This window comes from Vibrio sp. PBL-C16, assembly GCF_034321865.1.
Classification (GTDB): domain Bacteria; phylum Pseudomonadota; class Gammaproteobacteria; order Enterobacterales; family Vibrionaceae; genus Vibrio; species Vibrio alginolyticus.
Map to the genome: position 1 here is coordinate 2,588,983 of NZ_JAXLNY010000002.1, position 19,114 is coordinate 2,608,096.

Genomic DNA, 19,114 nt, shown 5'->3' on the forward strand with positions numbered 1-19,114 from the left:
CTTGAAAGAGCCGACAACTTTGCCGGCTCTGCTCCTAATGGATTATAGTTGCTTTAAACGTTTCAATAGCTCTACAGGTGGTAGGTAGCCACCAACCATTTCGCCATTCGGTAAGAAGATTGCTGGCGTACCAGAAATGCCCAATTGGCGACCTAGATTGTAATGCGCCTGGATGGTTTCTTTACATTGTTTTAAGTCTTTCGCAGGGTTATCAAATGTACGATTCACTTTCGCATTGTGCATTGCCGACGCCGGATCTTCAGCACACCAAATCGTTGCCATTTGCTCTGCCACAGGGCCAGTTGCACCTTGGCGAGGGTAAGCCATGTAACGCACTGTAATACCTAGGTCATTATAGCCTTGCATTTGGCTATGCAGACGCACACAGTAACCACAGGTGATATCAGTGAATACGGTCACAACGTACTTTTCATCGTCGGCTTTGTATTCGATCATGCTATCGGAGAACTGAGCAATTTTCTCGGCGTTAAGCGGCGCTTGACGCTCTGCTATGACGTCTTTGTAACTGCCATCATCATTAATGGCATAAAGCGTACCGGCGATAAAGTGGCTACCATCATTTGAAGCAAACAGGATCCCGCCATTGGTTTGAATTTCCAATAAGCCAGCGAGGTCTGATGGTTGAATATCAACGATAGATAAACCAAGCTTTGAGAACTTAGTTTTTAATGCTGCTTCATCAAAGCCGCTTTGTGCAGCTGGCGCCACTTGTTGCGCAGGAGTCTCCGTTTGAGCCTGACTTTCTTCTGCACCACAAGCGGTAACAAAAAATGGTAAAGTCAGCAGAGTTAGTCGGCGTAATACGCTCATGAAATTCACCTTAATGTAAAATCGTTTTTCCAAGAAGACATGGATGAATCTAACCATTGTTATGCTCTTGGGTGGTGTTGACTGTGGATCTGCTTCAATCGTTCAGTCGCCACGTGAGTATAAATTTGCGTGGTCGATAAGTCACTATGTCCTAAAAGCATCTGTACGACCCTGAGATCTGCGCCATAGTTCAATAAATGCGTGGCAAAGGCATGACGCAGTACGTGCGGCGACAGCTGATCAGTATCAATCCCTGCTATCAAAGCATAGTACTTAATACGGTGCCAAAACGTCTGACGAGTCATTTGTCTTGCGCGTTTACTAGGAAAAACAATATCAGATGATGTATCACCAAGTAACGCAGGGCGCCCTTGTTGAATGAACGTCTCGATCCAATCGACCGCGTTTTCCCCCATAGGAACCAGACGTTCTTTACCACCTTTACCAGTCACGCGCACCACCCCTTGGCGCAAGCTAACATTTTCCATGGTCAAACTGACGAGCTCTGTCACACGCAACCCTGTCGCGTAGAGTAGCTCTAGCATCGCTTTATCGCGCAATTCTATAGGGTCATTCGGGTCTGGCGCTTCGAGCAACGCGTCCACTTGCTCTTCACTAATATCTTTGGGTAAACGTTGTGGCAGTTTAGGGCTAACCAAGAGCGCACTCGGGTCATCAGCACGCACCTTCTCACGATGCAGGTATTGAAATAAACGACGAATAGCCGACAACATACGCGCACGAGACGTCTGTTTGTAATCTAAATCTACAAGGTGGCTTTGATATTCTTGCAAGCCAGACAAACTGATAAAATCAAGACGGTATCGATGTTTTTCCATCCACACGAGCAGCTTCATTAAATCGTTTCGGTAGGAAGCCAACGTGTTCTCTGATAGACCACGCTCCATCCACATCGCATCTAAGAATTGCTCAACAAGCGAAAAATCTTGTTGATTGACAGGCTGTTGTGCCGTCATGAATGCTTCCTTATCTGTTTATATTTACAGTATTTAGATTAAAGCACCTGCCAATCCAATACCATAAAAAATCATCCCACAAAGGATATTCGCTGCAATCTTCCTCAATTTATGGTTAGAATCTTCCACAACAGCAACACAAATAACGACGAATATAATGAAAATCGGACTCTTTTACGGCTCAACGACCTGCTACACAGAAATGGCAGCAGAGAAAATTCGTACCCTTATTGGTGAAGACCTTGTCGACATTCACAATGTGAAAGAGACACCGTTATCACTAATGGCGGACTACGACTTATTACTCCTTGGCATCTCAACTTGGGATTTTGGTGAAATTCAAGAAGATTGGAACGCGATTTGGCAAGACATCGCGACCACACCACTGAAAGGCAAAGTTGTAGCGCTGTTTGGTCTGGGTGACCAAGAAGGTTACGGAGAGTGGTATTTAGATGCGATGGGCTTACTTCACGATGAATTACAAGCCACAGGCGCAACCTTTATCGGTTACTGGCCAAATGAAGGCTACGAATTTGAAGCATCGAAAGCATTGATCGAAGATGGCAGCAAGTTTGTTGGACTTGCGTTAGATGAAGACTCACAGTACGAACTGAGTGATGAACGCATCGAAAAATGGTGTGAACAAGTTCTTGTGGAATTCCACGACACGCTTTAATAGCGCAAACACGTCATCATTAAAAAGTAAAAAGCCCGATGAAGTAATTCATCGGGCTTTTTATTATCTTGATAACGCGAAGTGATTACGCGGTTTCTTGTGCTAGCTCTGGGCGAGGTTTCGCGATGAAGAACATGCACACGATAGCCGCAAATGTTGGAAGCACCCAACCCATGCCGACTTCGAATAGTGGCAACATGTTAAACGCAGAAACATCAATACCCGATACTTTTGCCGCATCAACCAACGCAAACAGCAGAGATACAAGCAGTACTGCACGGTAAGCAAAGCGTGGATTCGGCAGTTTGCTGCGCACAAATGTTAGTGCAACCAACGCAATCGCCACAGGGTACAGCGCAAACAATACTGGCACTGACAGAGAAATCAGCTGCGCAAGACCAACGTTTGCAACCAATGCACAAACAGAACCATTAATCAGTACCCATTGCTTGTATGACAGTGGTGTTTTCGAGCTGAAGAAATCTGAACACGCAGAAATCAAGCCAATCGCGGTTGTCAGACACGCTAGCAATACGATGACAGACAGAACGATTTGACCGTATGGACCAAACAACGCTTGAACGTATTGGCTAAGCACTAGGCCACCATTATCAGCACCAGCAGCAACCGTTGCACTCGTCGCACCTAAGTAAAATAGTGAGATGTAAACAAACGCAAGACCAGCAGCAGCAATACAACCTGCATAGATCAGATATTTAGTAGTTGCAGAGCGCTCAGTAATGCCTTTACCGCGCAGTGCATCAACCATCAGCATACCAAACATCAATGACGCGAACGTATCCATTGTGTTGTAGCCTTCTAAGAAGCCTTTGGTCAGAGGCTGCGTTAGGTATTCACCGTGCGCGCCAATCATATCGCCCTGAGGATCAAGGAAGACAGCGACAGCAAGAATGATCAAACCAACGAACAATGCTGGTGTCAGTACTTTACCGATAAGATCGATCAAACGGCCTTGGAACCATGAGAACATCATTGCTGCGATAAAGAAGATCACTGAGAACGCTGTCAGATGCGTTTGTGATGCCTCAAGGAAGAAAGGTTTCACCGCCATCTCGTAAGCAACTAGGCCTGTACGAGGCGCTGCAAACGCTGGACCAATGATGATGAAAATCAGTGCAGCCATAAGAACTGCCGCTTTTTTCGGAAGATCTTGCGTCAAGTGATCCCAAGAGCCACCAGCAACAGCAATAGCAACGATAGTAATAAGAGGTAGACCTACCGCTGTTAGCAAGAAACCAAACATAGCTGGCATTAAGTTTTCACCCGCTAGCTGACCCGCTAGAGGAGGAAAGATAATATTGCCCGCACCTAAAAAGAACGCAAATAGCATAAAGCCTACTGCGATAATATCTGTTAGTTTTAACGTCTGCTTCACAGATAACCCTTGTCTTTTAATTAATGAATGTTGTGTATGCGTAGACCACTTTTTGTATACCTAAAGTCAATAAGTACACGTGGTTCAATCTATAAAATTTTCGCCGCATAATGACGAAAGACTCATCATTTGGCAACCTTTAAGAAAAAAACACCATATTAATTTAGTTTTCAAACTTAAAAGCAGTGGATATAACCAGATCCAAATAACAGACCAGTTCTTTATCTCGATCAATTAACAATACAATTTAATAACCAACAAAACAACAATCTATACAATTAATAAACAATAGAGCAATCCACTTAATTATTGAGCAAATATAAAACAATCATGAAGAACAAAAAACTGAAAACTAAAGGCTTCAATTTTAAGCAATTTTGTATTGAGGGCGGCGAGAGTGGTATGCCAGTCAGCACAGATGGGGTAATGCTTGGTGCTTGGATTCAAAGCCCTAACGACGCTAAAATTCTCGATATTGGCACTGGCACTGGCCTGCTTGCCCTGATGTGTGCTCAACGCTTTACAGAAGCTCAAATAACCGCGGTCGATATCGAATTAACAGCCGTTGCTGCCGCGCAAAAAAATATGGCCCAGTCTCCTTGGTCAGATCGTGTAAGTGTGCATCACACCGACATACTGCACTTTACGCCGACACATCCATTTCAACGCATCATTTGTAATCCGCCCTACTTCAACAGCGGCGAACAATCGAAACACAGTCAACGTGCAACCGCGAGGCACACTGATATGCTAGGCCATAACGCATTGCTACAGCGTTGCTATCATTTGCTTGATGACGAAGGGAGAGCTAGTTTTGTGTTACCAATCACCGAAGGCGAGCAGTTCATTGAGCTAGCATTAAACCAAGGTTGGTATCTATCGAGGATCTGTCGTGTGCAACCATCAGAAAAGAAACCAGTACACCGACTGTTATTTGAACTGTCAAAACGACCTTGCGATTTGCAGACGTCACATTTAATTATCCGTTCAAATGACGGCTATAGTGATGATTTCATCCAGTTAACCCGCGAGTTTTATCTTAAGATGTGAAATAACATGTGATCCTTATCACCAATCACTTTATAATGTGCGACCTTTTTGTATTCTATGCTGTTGTGGCGAACCATTAACCAAGCTTTGCTTGTGGAGAACTCATTGTGATCAGAACCTTTGCTGAACTTGATCTAGACCAAAACCTACTTGAAGCCATTGAAGAGATGGGTTACGAACGCCCAACAAAAATTCAGGCAGAAGCGATTCCACAAGCGTTAGACGGTCGTGACATTCTAGCGTCAGCGCCAACAGGAACTGGTAAAACGGCCGCCTTCGTCCTGCCAGCATTGCAATACTTGCAAGACTTCCCTCGTCGTAAGCCTGGGCCTGCGCGTATTTTGATCCTAACGCCTACTCGCGAACTGGCGATGCAAATTGCCGATCAAGCACGTGCTTTGGCAAAAAATACCAAACTCAACATTTTCACCATCACTGGTGGTGTTCAGTACCAAGAGCACGCCGACATCCTTGCAACAACACAAGACATTGTGGTTGCGACACCTGGCCGTTTAAAAGAATACATTGATGCAGAACGTTTTGATTGTCGTGCAATCGAATGGTTAATCCTTGATGAAGCAGACCGTATGCTAGATATGGGTTTTGCTCCTACTGTCGATCGCCTATCTAACGAATGTCGCTGGCGTAAGCAAACCCTTCTGTTCTCAGCAACGTTAGAAGGGAAAGGCGTAGAAGGCTTTACCGCTGATCTGTTGAATGATCCAGCAGAGATCGATGCAAAATCACCTCTGCGTGAGCGTAAGAAAATTGCTCAGTGGTATCACCGAGCTGATGATGCTGAGCACAAACTAGAATTACTAAAACACATTATTACTCAGCAAGCTGAGCGCACTATCGTCTTTTTAAAGACTCGTGAGCGTTTGGCTGAGCTACGAGCGCAGCTTGAAAGCGCACAGATTCCATGTTCTTGGATTCAAGGTGAAATGCCTCAAGATCGTCGTAATAATGCGATTTCTCGCTTCCGCGATGGTACTGTGAACGTGCTGCTCGCGACGGACGTTGCTGCGCGCGGTATCGATCTTCCGGATGTATCACACGTTATCAACTACGACATGCCACGCACGGCTGATGTTTACCTTCATCGTATCGGCCGAACTGCTCGCGCAGGTAAGAAAGGTAACGCTATCTCAATCGTAGAAGCACACGACCAACCAATGATGGATCGCGTTGCACGTTACGTGAAAGAAGACATCAAAGAGCGTTTCGTGAAAGAGATGCGTCCTAAACACAAAAAGCCCGTGTTTAAGAAGAAAAAGAAAAAAGACGACAAGAAAAAAGTAGCGAAAAAGAAAACCGCTAAGAAGAAGTAATCTTGTTGGGGCCAAGTAGCTCAAGCTAGAAAATAACAAAGGGTTGGCAATGCCAACCCTTTTTTCGTTTGTGCTGAAAGAGATTAACGTCGATTACGTCTCAATCAGCTTTATTTTTGCTCTTCGCGTTTAAATACTAACTCTGTTGGCGTCGATTCATCTTCCACAAAGTAGTAACCCGCCGTATCAAACTTAGTCAGGTCTGCCACGCTCTCAACACGGTTTTCAATGATGTAACGCGCCATCATACCGCGCGCTTTCTTCGCGTAAAAACTGATGACCTTGTATTGACCATTCTTACAATCTTTGAATACTGGCGTGATCACTTGCGCATCTAAATTCTTTGGCTTAACCGCTTTAAAGTATTCATTTGATGCAAGGTTGATAAGGACATTATCACCTTGAGCAGAAATCGCTTCGTTAAGCTTGTCCGTAATAACATTGCCCCAAAACTGGTACAAGTTCGTACCTTTGTCGTTTGCAAGCTTGGTACCCATTTCAAGACGGTATGGCTGCATCAAATCAAGTGGTTTTAGTAAACCATAAAGACCCGATAGCATACGCAGATGATCTTGAGCATATTCGAAGTCCGCTTCAGATAAACTTTCGGCGTCTAGCCCCGTGTAAACGTCACCTTTAAATGCAAGAATGGCTTGTCGTGAGTTTTCCGTGGTAAACGTTTCACTCCACTCTTGGAATCGGCCCACATTTAAATCGGCAATCTTGTCGCTCACTTTCATTAAAGAGGCAACATCAGCAGGAGTCAGTTTGCGGCAAACATCGATAAGCTCTTTTGAGTATTCGACCAACTCAGGTTGAGTAAATTTTTCTGTCGCTAACGGAGACTCGTAATCAAGAGTCTTCGCTGGAGAAACTACGATAAGCATGACTTTCCCTTCTCTAATTTTGTTTTTAATAGGGTACAAAAAAAGCCATGCATTGTCTGCATGGCTTTTTACATCGTACTAATAGCTTTCAACTATGAGTGATAGCTCACTTAGTCTTTTTTATCGTTGTACCAAATGCCTTCTTCAAGCTGAGATTTCAGCTCCGGGAAGTCATTCGCATCAAATGTTGGCATTTTGCCTTCACCAAGCTGGCGGTTGTAATCTTTTGCCAGTTTAATCACGATGCCAGATAGCAAGATGATCGCCACTAAGTTGACTATCGCCATCAGACCCATAGAGACGTCAGCAAGCGACCATACGACTGGTAACGAAGCTAGTGCACCAAACATCACCATACCAAGAACAATAACGCGGAAAATGCTTAAGCCCGCTTTATGATTGTGCTCTAGGAAGATTAAGTTCGTTTCAGCATACGAGTAGTTTGCAATGATTGAAGTAAACGCAAAGAAGAAGATTGCCACAGCAACAAAGATGCCGCCCCAATCGCCAACTTGTGAGCTCAATGCACGCTGAGTTAGCTCGATACCCGTCACTTCTGTTGCTTGACCGACATACTCACCAGACATCAGGATGATAGCCACTGTTGCAGAACAGATAACGATCGTATCCATGAACACGCCTAGCATCTGTACGTAACCTTGAGACGCTGGGTGTGGTGGGTAAGGTGTTGCTGAAGCTGCCGCGTTAGGTGCAGAACCCATACCTGCTTCATTCGAGAATAGACCGCGCTTGATACCGTTAATCATTGCCTGTGCAATTGCGTAGCCAAGACCACCTGCTGCTGCTTCTTGCAGACCAAATGCACTCTTAAAGATAAGCATCAATACATCAGGTAATTTCTCTAGGTTCGAGAACATGATGAACAGCGCTAGGGCTAGATAAAGTAGTGCCATGATCGGAACGATCATCTCAGCAACTCTTGCGATACGCTTGATGCCACCGAAAATAACAATTGCAGACAGTAAAACAACGGCAATACCGACATACAGGTTATTCCAACCAAATGCGTTGCTCATTGCATTGGCAATTGAGTTAGCTTGTACGGCGTTGAATACCAAACCAAAAGCGATGATTAGGAAAACTGAGAACAACACGCCCATCCAACGCATGCCCAGGCCTTTTTCCATGTAGTAGGCAGGGCCACCACGGTAGTTGCCATCATCATCTTTGGTTTTGTATAGCTGCGCCAGTGTGCTCTCAGCAAACGATGTTGCCATACCAAGCATTGCAATCAGCCACATCCAGAAGATCGCACCAGGACCACCCGCAGTCAATGCCACTGCAACGCCCGCCATGTTACCTGTACCAACACGTGCAGCAAGACTAGTACAAAGCGCTTGGAAAGAGGAAATACCAGCTTTGTCTGCTTTACGGCTGTTCTTAAGAACAGAGAACATGTGGCCGAAATGGCGGAACTGAATGAACCCTAATCGAACGGTGAAGTAAATACCAACACCAACAAGAAGATAAACCAGAATCGAGCCCCAGAGGAGATCGTTCATCAAATTGATTAAGTCTGTCATGTGTACCTCAAAGTGAGTTGCGCCAGTCTATGCGTCCTAGCCATCCACCAAATTGCCTGCTAAGTGTCAAAGTGTGCTTAGCTTTTTAAGTAATGTTTATGGGCAATCTAGAATCGTAAACGTCGCTTCATGCATCCATTTTACGTACCAGCGTATTTTTTGACGGGCGGATAATGCAACCTAGGAGCGCAAAAATCAATATGCAACAATAAGAATAACATTGTTATTTTTCACTATAAAGTCACCAAAAAATAACATAAATAGAAGACTTAACACTCAAACTGCGCAACATTTCAATTACCAAACACCAACATAAATAATTATTCTTCATTAAATGGAATGACAAACCGTATAAACAAGAACAAGCTAGTATTCACAAGGTGTTACATAAATTTACGCTAGTGACTTACCATCTAATTGAACACTATTTCATCAAACTGATTTTATGCAACTTTAACCTTTGCGCAGTGCACCCATTCATCAAATCGAATTAACATAGAAAATCTCTCTATTTAATCGTTTTCTTGAGATCGTTTGTGCATTTTTTATCCACATCGTTGCAATAAAAAGTGTGATTTTGAGAATATTTTTGCACGAAAATGTCATGCTACCGACACAAATGCGAAATATATCATGGTTATTCTCACGGCTATTGTGGTACTTAAAAAACTCCACAAGGACTGGTTACAACAGTTTAGCTTAAGAAAGGTAAAGGTGGCTTATGGAAGGCTTTCAACTAGATGACATTTTTAATCTGGATACTACCTCAACAACCAAATCTCGTGCCAAACCAGTAAAGCGAAAGTGGCGTGAAATAGAAGAGATGAACGACAGACGCAATTTGCTTAAAGAGCTGCGCGAACTTGATGTCTGTACCGATTATAACTTGGAAGACATTAAACTCTAATTCAAACAAAAGGCACCTTACAGGTGCCTTTTGTTTTTTGTTTACAGTGACCGTAAACACCGTGAGTTTATGTACCAAGGTTTAAGTATGAATACCATTATTACTCAATGAGAATCTTCCGTACTTTTTGCCGAGAAATATGCACACTAAATTTTCGGTTGATTCCCAATAAATAAGAAATGTATCTCACAAACCCGAGAGACGGCTTTCGCTCGCTCAGGTTTCATCACTCAGGCTTAAACATACTCAGTATCACTTTGACGAACACGTTCGGCCAACTGCTTATAACGATCAGCAATCGTGTCACCAAACACAGGATCATCCTCACTGACGCTCCATAAGCTCTCGACATGCTGCCAATCTTCTGTGGTAAATAACTCTTCAATGAGAGGCAAAATTTTTCGCTCTTCTAGCTCCAAGTGGCGCCTTTGCGATTCAATGAAATCTTCTAGGTGAGCGACGAACATGTCTTGTGGCACAACAGCATCCTGAAGGATCATCTCTATCACGGATGAAAACTCTCTGGTTTTACTCGCTAACTCTAGATGCTCTTTCTCTAAATTTTCCATGGTTTGTTGCTTACCATAGTGTTCAAGAAAGTGGTGATAGAGGATATCTTCTTTCGGGTGGTGTACTTTCTCCGAATGATTAGAGAGGTAATCAACAATCTCGCTTACTAACGCATAGTTGATTACACGTTCTTTTTTTATCTCATTGAGCTTATGGCGCAGTATCGCCAACAGACGAACCATATAACCATGTTCGCGTCGAATTCTTTCGATCATCATAGCGTCTCTCCTTAACACCTACTTTTAGTAAGTGTACATGAGAAATTTACTATCAGCCTCGAGCGTGCTCAAAAAAACAGCGATCATACCATCCATGATCGCTGTCTCTTCATTTATACCGTTAATGGCAAATGCCAGTTAATTGGTGCTTTTTCTTGTGATGTAAGCAACTGGTTTGCTTGAGAGAAATGCTTACAACCGAAAAAGCCTCGATGTGCAGAAAGTGGCGATGGGTGTGGGGCAGCTAACACATGGTGCTTATTGCGATCGATAAAACGACCTTTCTTCTGTGCATGTGAACCCCACAGCAAGAACACTACACCTTCTTGATGCTGATTAATGGCTTCAATCACTCGATCAGTAAACGTTTCCCAACCTGTCTTTGAATGTGAATGCGCTTTACCTTGCTCCACCGTTAATACCGTATTGAGTAACAATACGCCTTGTTCAGCCCAGCTTTGCAAAAAACCATGCTGAGGGATTTGGAAACCTTCAATATCTTGCGCCAGCTCTTTATACATATTAACCAGTGACGGTGGCGTTTTAATGCCAGGAAGTACAGAGAAACACAGGCCATGCGCCTGATTTGGGCCGTGGTATGGGTCTTGTCCTAGAATCACGACCTTAACGTCTTTGAACTCGGTAAAACGAAACGCGTTAAAGACATCTTTTGCGGGAGGAAAAATAGCTTTGCCTGCGGCGCGTTCGGCTTCAACAAAATTCAAGGTGTCTACAAAGTAGCTCTGCTTTTTCTCTTCGCCGATCACATCGTGCCAAGTGGGTGACTGATTCATGGAAAGTTCCTGTCCTAAATTTTGCTTCTATTCTAACGAGCGAAACTCAAACAAACAAAAACTTACCACGAACTTGAGACAAGCAATAAAAGACTAATGCTTCTGTGGCGTTCGAAAATGCCCCTGTCCGGTAATGTGACGATTAGGAATCGGTAAGCGAAGCACGCGACGAGTGAAAGCATAAGGAGTAAAAGAGAGTGGTCGAGACATGTTGGCATCCTTCTTTGCTAATTCAGAGATTGATGTTCAATGACTAAGAAAGAAAGGTGCCAACTTTGTGGTTACGCCATTAACTGGCAATGGCCGCTAAATGGAATTGACGCAACGTGTTGATCTCTTGCTGCCAAATATCTGGATCAATTGTTTCCAAAATCAGAGGGATACCATCAAAACGAGGGTCTTTCGCGATGTACTCAAAGCAATCCCACCCGATCTCTCCTTTACCTAGCGAATGGTGGCGATCTACTTTGCTGGCAAACTCTACTTTTGAATCATTTAGATGCATTGCTCTTAAATAGTGCATACCTACGATACGGTCGAGCTCTGCAAAGGTGCGCTCGCAATCTTCTTTTGTACGTAAGTCATAACCAGCCGTAAAGGTATGGCAGGTATCAATACAAACGCCGACACGATCTTTATCTTCCACTTGCTCGATGATTTCAGCAAGGTGCTCAAACTTCCAGCCTAAGTTAGTACCTTGACCTGCCGTATTCTCGATAACAGCGATCACATTCGGCACCGCTTTATGCGCAAGATTGATCGACTCGGCGATCGTTGCGAGGCACTCCTGTTCAGAGACTTTCTTTAGGTGACTCCCCGGGTGGAAGTTAAGCAAAGTCAGCCCTAACTGATTACAACGCTCCATTTCATCAATAAATGCCGCGCGGGATTTATTCAGCTTTTCTTCTTCCGGCGCACCCAAGTTAATCAGATAAGAATCATGAGGAAGAATATGTTCTGCTCCGAAACCCAGCATTTTACAGTTCGCTTTAAACGCACTGATGGTTTTTGCTTCTAAAGGCTTCGCCACCCACTGGCGTTGGTTTTTTGTAAATAGTGCGAATGCATTCGCGCCAATTTCACGAGCTCTCAACGGAGCTTGATCGACCCCACCAGCAGCAGAGACATGTGCACCAATGAGTTTATTCCCAAGCTTGTTTTTCATGTTTGTCATTTAATCACTTTAGACTTTCAGTATTGCTACCTAAATACAGATAGTTGCGTTAACCAGTTTAAACTTTAATCTCAATTTGTAGTAAATTTACAACAAAACTAGTTATTAAATATTTTTTATATTATCAAATAAATTGTAATTAGTTTGTTTTCAAAGGTTTTATTGATTTAACTCAATAAAATTACCTTAATAAAAATAATGTTTTTGGTTGTTTTTTGACTTAAATCAATATTAAAATAGTGGATATTAGCTATATAATACTCAGCTCAACGAAAATTCGAAAATTAACACCAATAATCACCACGTAAGTGGTCTAGGAGATAGTGATGATCCAAGGTATCCAAATTACAAAAGCGGCAAACGACGACCTACTAAACTCTATCTGGCTATTAGATAGCGAAAAAAATGAAGCTCGTTGTGTTGCTGCAACTGCTGGCTACGAAGCAGACCAAGTTATCGCAATCAGCGACCTAGGTGAATACGAAAGCCGTGAAGTTGCAATCGAAACTGCTCCTCGTATCGAAGGCGGCCAACACCTAAACGTGAACGTGCTTAAACGCGAAACACTAGAAGATGCAGTTGCACACCCAGAGAAATACCCACAACTAACTATTCGTGTTTCTGGTTACGCAGTACGTTTTAACTCGCTAACTCCAGAGCAACAACGTGATGTAATCGCTCGTACTTTTACTGAGACTCTATAATCTCTCAGTAAACTAGCTCGCTAGAATTTAAAAAGCTTGGTCAGCAATGACCAAGCTTTTTTTGTTTCAGAATCCTTCTAACCCCTTTCTATAATGGAAAGCAACTCGCCTCTAAGGTGCATTTCTTTGCGAAGGATCTTTCTGAAACGCTTGCGCTACAGAGGTTGGATCAAGCCTATCTCTTTGCAGTGACGCCCCTTCTGCCCACCAAATCAATTGATGCATAGTGCGATTCATATAGTTGTTCCACTGCGTCTGCTCCGACTCATCCGCAGCAACGCCCTGTTCATCAAAGACTTCTTGCGCTTTCGGAATGTGGATCATCGCAGAGACAGGTAGACATCCAAGTTCAGATAAGAAGGTACGCATAGAAACGGCAGCTCTAACACCACCCCATTGTCCGGCAGAATAGGTCACGATAGCACTCGGCTTGTAAGAAAACAGCGAACTGCCGAAATGGTTAAGCATGTTCGCCAAAGCAGGACTCATCGAATGGTTATATTCCGGGCTAACCATCACATACCCATCCGCATGTTTGATTTTGTCTGCTAGCTCACTTAGGTGCTGCGGAACTTTAGAGCGGTGATAAGCAAACTCGGGCTTAAACACATCGCCAAAGTCATAGTTCAATGGGTCAATGATTTCGACAGTATGTTGCGAATGCTGACTCGCGATAAGTTTTTCACACGCTCTACTGACTCGCATTCCTAAACGGGCTGGTCGTGGTGGCGTGCTGTCTCTCACTGAGCCAAGAAAAATCAAAAAATGCATGCTTCTCTTTCCATCTCATTTAGTTAAGTTCGTTTCTCAATCATAAAGAGAGTTAAAACTTACCGGCAATAAAAAAGGTGAATGATTGCTCATTCACCTCTCGTTATTTGTGTTTTTGATACTTACTGTGCTTTTGAAGCTTACTGCACGCGGCGCAGTACTTGCTTCAGTGCGTCAAAGTCTGCGTCGAGATCTTCCGATAGCAACTCCATCGCAGCGTGCTTCGCTAGTGGCGCAGGAAGGTCGATATCTGATTCTAGAATGTCATCCACCACTTCTTTGAACTTCGCAGGGTGTGCAGTACATAGGAACAGACCGGTCTCACCATCTTGCAGTTGCTCTTCAAGAACACGGTAAGCAATCGCACCGTGCGGTTCACACAGGTAACCTAAAGCATGTAAGTCTTTCACTGACTGAGCGCTTTGCTCATCAGATACAGCACCTTTTCCTAGCGTCTCCAAGCCCCACTCTTTCACGCGACACAACTCTTCGATACGAGGCCAGTTGTTTGGTTGACTCACGTCCATCGCGTTCGATGTCGTTGCGACCGTTGGTTTTGGCTCCCACTTACCCGTTTGTAGGTAACGCGGTACCGTGTCATTAGCATTAGTTGCAGCGATAAAACGTTTGATAGGCAGACCCAGTGCTTTTGCCAGTAGACCAGCAGTTAGGTTACCAAAATTACCACTTGGTACAGACACGACTAGGTTTTCACGCTCTTGCTTACTCATTTGCGCGGCAGCTTCAAAGTAGTAACAGATTTGTGCCATCAAGCGGCTGATGTTGATTGAGTTTGCAGAGTTCAGACCGATCTCTTCACGCAATGCCGAATCATCAAAAGCTTGCTTAACCAGAGCCTGACACGCGTCGAAGTCACCATCGATCGCGACAGTGTGAATGTTTTTACCAAGCGTACAGAATAGCTTTTCTTGCAGTGGGCTGATCTTGCCTTTCGGGTAAAGAATCACAACGTTGATGTCTTCCATACCGTAGAAAGCATGCGCAACGGCTGCGCCAGTATCGCCAGAAGTTGCAGTCAGAATGGTGATCTTGCCGCCGTCCGAAACGGCTGCAAGAGATTGCGCCATAAAGCGACCACCAAAGTCTTTAAATGCAAGCGTTGGACCATGGAACAGTTCCAGAGCGTAAACACCTTCTTTCACTTGATTAATTGGCGCAGGGAATTGGAATGCAGCGTCAACCAATGCGTTAACTTGCTCTTCCGCCAGCTCATCACCAATCAGTGCAGATAGGATTTTCGTGCTACGAGAGACGAAGTCTTCTGCCAGTAGCGCATCAACGTCTTCAAATTTTGGTAGTTCCGATGGGAAAAATAGACCTTGGTTACGACCTAACCCTTGGCGAACGGCTTGGCCAAAGGAAACTTGTTCATCATTTTCTTTTATATTGTAAAGCTTCATAGCTCACTTCCTGTTACTTTCGAACCCTGCTTATCTAGACGACAAACGTGGACGAATCCTTCTTCGTTTTGTACGTAGTTCTGTTCTAACCAGCGAGCAACTCGCTCAGCGACATCTTTCTCTTTGCAAATACTGAACAGTGTCGGCCCACTGCCAGAAATACCGGTAGCCAATGCACCCGCAGACGCTGCGTATTGACGTGCATTCGCAAAACCCGGAAGCAGTTTCTCACGATACGGTTCTGCGATCACGTCTTTGATCATTTTTGCAGCAAGTTCTGGCTGACCAGAATGACACGCATGGATAAAGCCTGCAAGGTGGCGACCATGAGCAATGATATCTTGTCGGCGGTATTGAGATGGTAGGATCTCACGCGCTTCCGCCGTTGATACCTTGATACCCGGATACGCCATCACCCAGTACCAATCATCAAAGCAAGGCACTTCTTGACTGATGATACCCAACTCTTCAAGCATCAGTTGCACACCACCAAGGTAACATGGCGCAACGTTGTCGTAGTGAATACCACCAGAGATCTTGCCTTCCATCTCTCCCATCAGCGCCAATAATTCTGTCTCGTTAAGTGGCTGTCCATGGAATCGGTTCAATGCATCTAATGCAGCGACGATAGAACATGCACTTGAGCCTAAACCAGAGCCAATTGGCATGTTCTTTTCTAGCGTCATCTCAAGTGGTTTTAGCTCAACGCCTTTTTTGTCTAACTCACGAGCAAACACGAGCCAACAGTCGTAGACGATGTTCTCTTTTGGTTCAGTTGGCAATTTCTCAACAAAATCACCCGCCGTTTTAAGGCTGAACGGATCAGCCCCAGATTTCACCAATACACGGTCACCCAATAGTGTGCCATCCACTGGAGACACGGCAGCCCCCAGCACATCAAAGCCAACGCTTACATTACCAATTGATGCTGGGGCATAAACCACTACATCCATATCACTTGAACTCATTATTGTTATACCCCTAGTTTCCAACCTAAAGTACGCATCACGTCAGAAAATACACCCGCAGCCGTTACTTCGGTGCCTGCACCATAGCCACGTAACACTAGTGGGATTGGCTGATAGTAACGGCTGTAAAATGCCAGTGCGTTTTCACCGTCCTTGATTTTATACATTGGATCGTTTTCATCCACCGCTGCGATGCTTACTGTGCACTTGCCCTCATTAATTTCACCAACGTAGCGCAGTACTTTGCCCTCTTCCGCTGCCTTTGCAGATAATTCTTTAAAGTAGGCGTCTGCTTCAGGTAAACGCGCCATAAATTCATCAACGCTACCAGAATCATCAAAACCTGGTGGCAGTGCTTGATCAACCACAACGTCTTCTAGTTCTAGAGACATGCCTGCTTCACGAGCCAGGATCAGAAGCTTACGCGCAACATCCATACCAGAAAGATCATCACGAGGATCCGGTTCAGTAAAACCATTTTCTTTTGCGATATTAGTTGCTTCACTTAGGCTCATACCTTCATCTAACTTACCGAAGATGTATGACAGAGAGCCAGAAAGAATACCGCTGAAGCGCTCTAGCTCATCGCCCGCTGAGATTAGGTTTTGCAGGTTTTCGATTACCGGTAGACCCGCCCCCACAGTTGTTTCGTACATCAGCTTGCGACGAGAGCTGCGCGCAACATCGCGAAGCTGATGGTAGTAAGCCATGCTTGCTGTGTTTGCTTTTTTATTTGGTGTAACGACATGGAAACCAGCGGCTAAGAAATCAGCATATTGATTCGCGATATCTTCACTTGATGTACAGTCAACCAATACTGGGTTGATGATGTGGTTACGTTGAACCAAAGAAATCAAACGCGCTAGGCTGAACTCTTCTGTCGCTGCCGACATACGATCACGCCAATGATCGAGTGGCAGACCTTCACTATCAAGCAGAAGACCTTTGCTGTTTGCCAAGCCACACACGCGAATAACGATGCCTTTTTCCGCAAGCTTCGCCTGTTGACGCTCGATCTGATCCACCAGCTCACCACCAACGCCGCCAATACCAACCACGAATACGTCTAAGAAGTGCTTAGAGTTGAATAGGTTCTCGTGACACGCTTTGATCGCTTCAGAGATTTTATCTTCAGGAATCACGGCTGAGATTGCACGCTCAGATGAGCCCTGTGCGATGGCTACAATGTTTACGTTCACTTCAGCAAGAGATGAGAAGAAGCGAGATGCAACACCGCGCGATGTACGCATGCCGTCACCAACCAACGTTATGATTGAAACATTATCAATAAACTCGACCGGCTCTAATAAGCTATCTTTCAGTTCCAACTCAAACGCATCGGCCAGTACTTGTTGCGCTTTTGCTTTATCTTCTGCCTCAATACAGAAGCTAATGCTGTACTCAGAAGAAGACTGAGTAATAAGAACAATAGACACACCAGCGGAAGACATTGCGCCAAATACGCGGCTTGCCATGCCAACCATACCCTTCATACCTGGGCCGGAGACGTTAACCATGGTTAGGTCGTTTAGCGTCGTGATACCTTTGATCGCCAGATTGTCTTCACCAGTGTCTTGCCCAATCAGAGTTCCTGCACCTTGTGGGTTAAAGCTGTTTTTGATCAGACATGGGATGTGGAACTGCGCGATAGGAGCAATGGTCTTCGGATGCAAAACGGAAGCACCGAAGTAAGAAAGCTCCATTGCTTCTTGGTAGCTAAGAGATTTAAGTAAGCGAGCATCTTCCACTAAACGAGGGTCGCAGTTGTATACACCGTCTACATCAGTCCAGATCTCACAACAATCTGCGCGCAGACACGCCGCAAGAACCGCCGCCGAATAATCAGAGCCATTGCGACCAAGTGTTACCAATTCACCTTTCTCGTTACCTGCGGTAAAGCCTGGCATGATGTTCACATGGCCCTGAGGAAGAGGGTTTTGGCGGAAGTTTTGCGTTGAAACATCTACATCAACCATGGCTTCAAGGTGATCACCTTTTGCGTATAGGTATTCAACTGGGTCGATAAGATGTGCTGGCTGGCCTTTGGCTTCTAACAGCGCTTTCATCAATTGAATCGAAACGCGTTCGCCTTTGCTAATAATACGTGCATTAACATTGTTTGGGCACATGCCAAGAAGATTGATGCCATGAACGAATTGGCGTAATTGAGAGAGAGAAGTTTTCACTTGGTTATCGAAAGCTGAACCATCGATATTGGGTAGTACTGCTTGGATTTGAGTGAAGAGCGTTTTAAACGACTCCTCCAACTCTTTGATTTGTAGTTCTGCTTCACCATTGCGCAATGCGCCTTCAATGACCGCAACCAATTTGTTTGTTGTTTTACCAGGAGCGGAAAGAACAACCGCTACTTCTTCTTGTTGAGCGTTATTGGCAATAATGTCTGCCGCTCTCAAAAAGCGATCTGCATCAGCTAGTGATGATCCGCCAAACTTCAATACTCGCATCCCTTCCTCCGGTATATCTTCTTAAATTTGTCTAAATTCTGGATAAAAAAGCATAAAAAAAGGCCTGTATCTTGTTGGATACAGGCCTTTTTTGTGAATTTCTTTCGCTCAGCAGCCTGCCCCAACATGTGTCGTGTCGGTAATAATAATGGTCGTGGTCATTACTACTAGGCTGTTAGATGGCATAAATAAATATTCAACGTTAATTGTGTTTGCTTAACTCTACGTTTACCGAGTTTCTGATACATAGTCAACAAAAAATTGTTTGTTTTTCCATCTTTCAGAGATTTCTGCTAAGCAATGTCATTGATATTTATAGTTAATTACACATTATTGATCATTTGGAAATCTACAGTTAGTTTTTGTAAAGGACTTAACTATCATCACCAGTTCGGTTTTTTATCTAATAACTAGTCTAATCTTTGCCATA

Annotated in this window: 18 protein-coding genes and 1 other annotated feature; of the genes, 5 read left to right on the top strand and 13 right to left on the bottom strand. The window is 44.3% G+C overall.

Annotated elements, in window-relative coordinates:
• Positions 1 to 42: 42 nt before the first annotated feature.
• Together dsbC and xerD are read right to left on the bottom strand one after the other, a co-directional pair.
• Positions 43 to 831, bottom strand: coding sequence for a bifunctional protein-disulfide isomerase/oxidoreductase DsbC (dsbC, locus tag UQW94_RS20130; protein ID WP_322142515.1), 789 nt, complete (start codon positions 829 to 831; stop codon positions 43 to 45).
• Positions 832 to 890: 59 nt separating this feature from the next.
• A complete protein-coding gene (gene xerD / locus UQW94_RS20135) occupies positions 891 to 1,808 on the bottom strand; it encodes a site-specific tyrosine recombinase XerD (RefSeq protein ID WP_005381788.1) in 918 nt (305 codons plus the stop codon).
• 157 nt (positions 1,809 to 1,965) lie between these two features.
• On the opposite strand from xerD, the gene fldB reads away from it, so the two are divergent.
• Positions 1,966 to 2,484 carry a flavodoxin FldB gene (gene fldB, locus UQW94_RS20140; protein WP_005381790.1) on the top strand — a complete coding sequence of 173 codons (519 nt, stop codon included), beginning with the start codon at positions 1,966 to 1,968 and terminating at the stop codon, positions 2,482 to 2,484.
• Positions 2,485 to 2,569: 85 nt separating this feature from the next.
• Here the strand turns inward: fldB and brnQ are convergent, their stop codons facing one another.
• Positions 2,570 to 3,880: a branched-chain amino acid transport system II carrier protein gene (gene brnQ / locus UQW94_RS20145; protein WP_005381792.1), complete on the bottom strand. Its 1,311-nt coding sequence runs from the start codon at positions 3,878 to 3,880 to the stop codon at positions 2,570 to 2,572.
• 330 nt (positions 3,881 to 4,210) lie between these two features.
• Here brnQ and UQW94_RS20150 point away from each other — a divergent pair, with 330 nt between their 5' ends.
• Both UQW94_RS20150 and srmB read left to right on the top strand, forming a co-directional pair.
• Entirely contained in the window at positions 4,211 to 4,930 is a 720-nt protein-coding gene (locus tag UQW94_RS20150) for a tRNA1(Val) (adenine(37)-N6)-methyltransferase (protein ID WP_262656545.1), read from the top strand.
• Between the two features lie 107 nt (positions 4,931 to 5,037).
• Positions 5,038 to 6,261: an ATP-dependent RNA helicase SrmB gene (gene srmB / locus UQW94_RS20155; RefSeq protein WP_005381797.1), complete on the top strand. Its 1,224-nt coding sequence runs from the start codon at positions 5,038 to 5,040 to the stop codon at positions 6,259 to 6,261.
• 110 nt (positions 6,262 to 6,371) lie between these two features.
• Here srmB and yaaA read toward each other — a convergent pair whose 3' ends face one another.
• Entirely contained in the window at positions 6,372 to 7,148 is a 777-nt protein-coding gene (gene yaaA / locus UQW94_RS20160; RefSeq protein ID WP_005382848.1) for a peroxide stress protein YaaA, read from the bottom strand.
• A gap of 110 nt (positions 7,149 to 7,258) precedes the next feature.
• A complete protein-coding gene (locus UQW94_RS20165) occupies positions 7,259 to 8,692 on the bottom strand; it encodes a sodium:alanine symporter family protein (protein WP_322142516.1) in 1,434 nt (477 codons plus the stop codon).
• Positions 8,693 to 9,413: 721 nt separating this feature from the next.
• Here UQW94_RS20165 and UQW94_RS20170 point away from each other — a divergent pair.
• Positions 9,414 to 9,599 carry a DUF3545 family protein gene (locus tag UQW94_RS20170; RefSeq protein WP_005381805.1) on the top strand — a complete coding sequence of 62 codons (186 nt, stop codon included), beginning with the start codon at positions 9,414 to 9,416 and terminating at the stop codon, positions 9,597 to 9,599.
• A gap of 236 nt (positions 9,600 to 9,835) precedes the next feature.
• Here UQW94_RS20170 and UQW94_RS20175 read toward each other — a convergent pair whose 3' ends face one another.
• The 3 genes from UQW94_RS20175 to nfo all read right to left on the bottom strand — a co-directional run bounded on the left by UQW94_RS20175 (position 9,836) and on the right by nfo (position 12,355).
• Positions 9,836 to 10,387, bottom strand: a complete 552-nt coding sequence (locus UQW94_RS20175) for a hemerythrin domain-containing protein (RefSeq protein ID WP_017821507.1) — start codon at positions 10,385 to 10,387, stop codon at positions 9,836 to 9,838.
• 113 nt (positions 10,388 to 10,500) lie between these two features.
• Positions 10,501 to 11,181 (bottom strand): uracil-DNA glycosylase, encoded by a 681-nt coding sequence (gene ung / locus UQW94_RS20180; protein ID WP_005382846.1) that lies wholly within the window; start codon positions 11,179 to 11,181, stop codon positions 10,501 to 10,503.
• A 289-nt stretch (positions 11,182 to 11,470) separates the two neighbouring features.
• A complete protein-coding gene (nfo, locus tag UQW94_RS20185) occupies positions 11,471 to 12,355 on the bottom strand; it encodes a deoxyribonuclease IV (protein ID WP_322142517.1) in 885 nt (294 codons plus the stop codon).
• A gap of 326 nt (positions 12,356 to 12,681) precedes the next feature.
• On the opposite strand from nfo, the gene grcA reads away from it, so the two are divergent.
• On the top strand, positions 12,682 to 13,059 hold the full coding sequence (grcA, locus tag UQW94_RS20190) for an autonomous glycyl radical cofactor GrcA (RefSeq protein WP_005381814.1): 378 nt from the start codon (positions 12,682 to 12,684) through the stop codon (positions 13,057 to 13,059).
• A gap of 111 nt (positions 13,060 to 13,170) precedes the next feature.
• On the opposite strand, the gene UQW94_RS20195 is transcribed toward grcA, so the two are convergent.
• The 5 genes from UQW94_RS20195 to thrL all read right to left on the bottom strand — a co-directional run bounded on the left by UQW94_RS20195 (position 13,171) and on the right by thrL (position 18,870).
• Complete coding sequence (locus tag UQW94_RS20195; RefSeq protein ID WP_322142518.1) at positions 13,171 to 13,830, bottom strand: NAD(P)H-dependent oxidoreductase; 660 nt, start codon at positions 13,828 to 13,830, stop codon at positions 13,171 to 13,173.
• A 140-nt stretch (positions 13,831 to 13,970) separates the two neighbouring features.
• Entirely contained in the window at positions 13,971 to 15,251 is a 1,281-nt protein-coding gene (thrC, locus tag UQW94_RS20200) for a threonine synthase (protein ID WP_239923994.1), read from the bottom strand.
• Positions 15,248 to 16,204 (bottom strand): homoserine kinase, encoded by a 957-nt coding sequence (gene thrB, locus UQW94_RS20205; protein WP_017635074.1) that lies wholly within the window; start codon positions 16,202 to 16,204, stop codon positions 15,248 to 15,250. The genes thrC and thrB overlap by 4 nt, the downstream gene beginning before the upstream one ends.
• Before the next feature lie 20 nt (positions 16,205 to 16,224).
• On the bottom strand, positions 16,225 to 18,684 hold the full coding sequence (gene thrA / locus UQW94_RS20210) for a bifunctional aspartate kinase/homoserine dehydrogenase I (protein ID WP_213970533.1): 2,460 nt from the start codon (positions 18,682 to 18,684) through the stop codon (positions 16,225 to 16,227).
• Positions 18,685 to 18,737: 53 nt separating this feature from the next.
• Positions 18,738 to 18,857: a sequence feature (Thr leader region), on the bottom strand.
• Positions 18,793 to 18,870 (bottom strand): thr operon leader peptide, encoded by a 78-nt coding sequence (gene thrL, locus UQW94_RS20215; RefSeq protein WP_074192076.1) that lies wholly within the window; start codon positions 18,868 to 18,870, stop codon positions 18,793 to 18,795. Its footprint overlaps the feature before it by 65 nt.
• Positions 18,871 to 19,114: the final 244 nt, after the last annotated feature.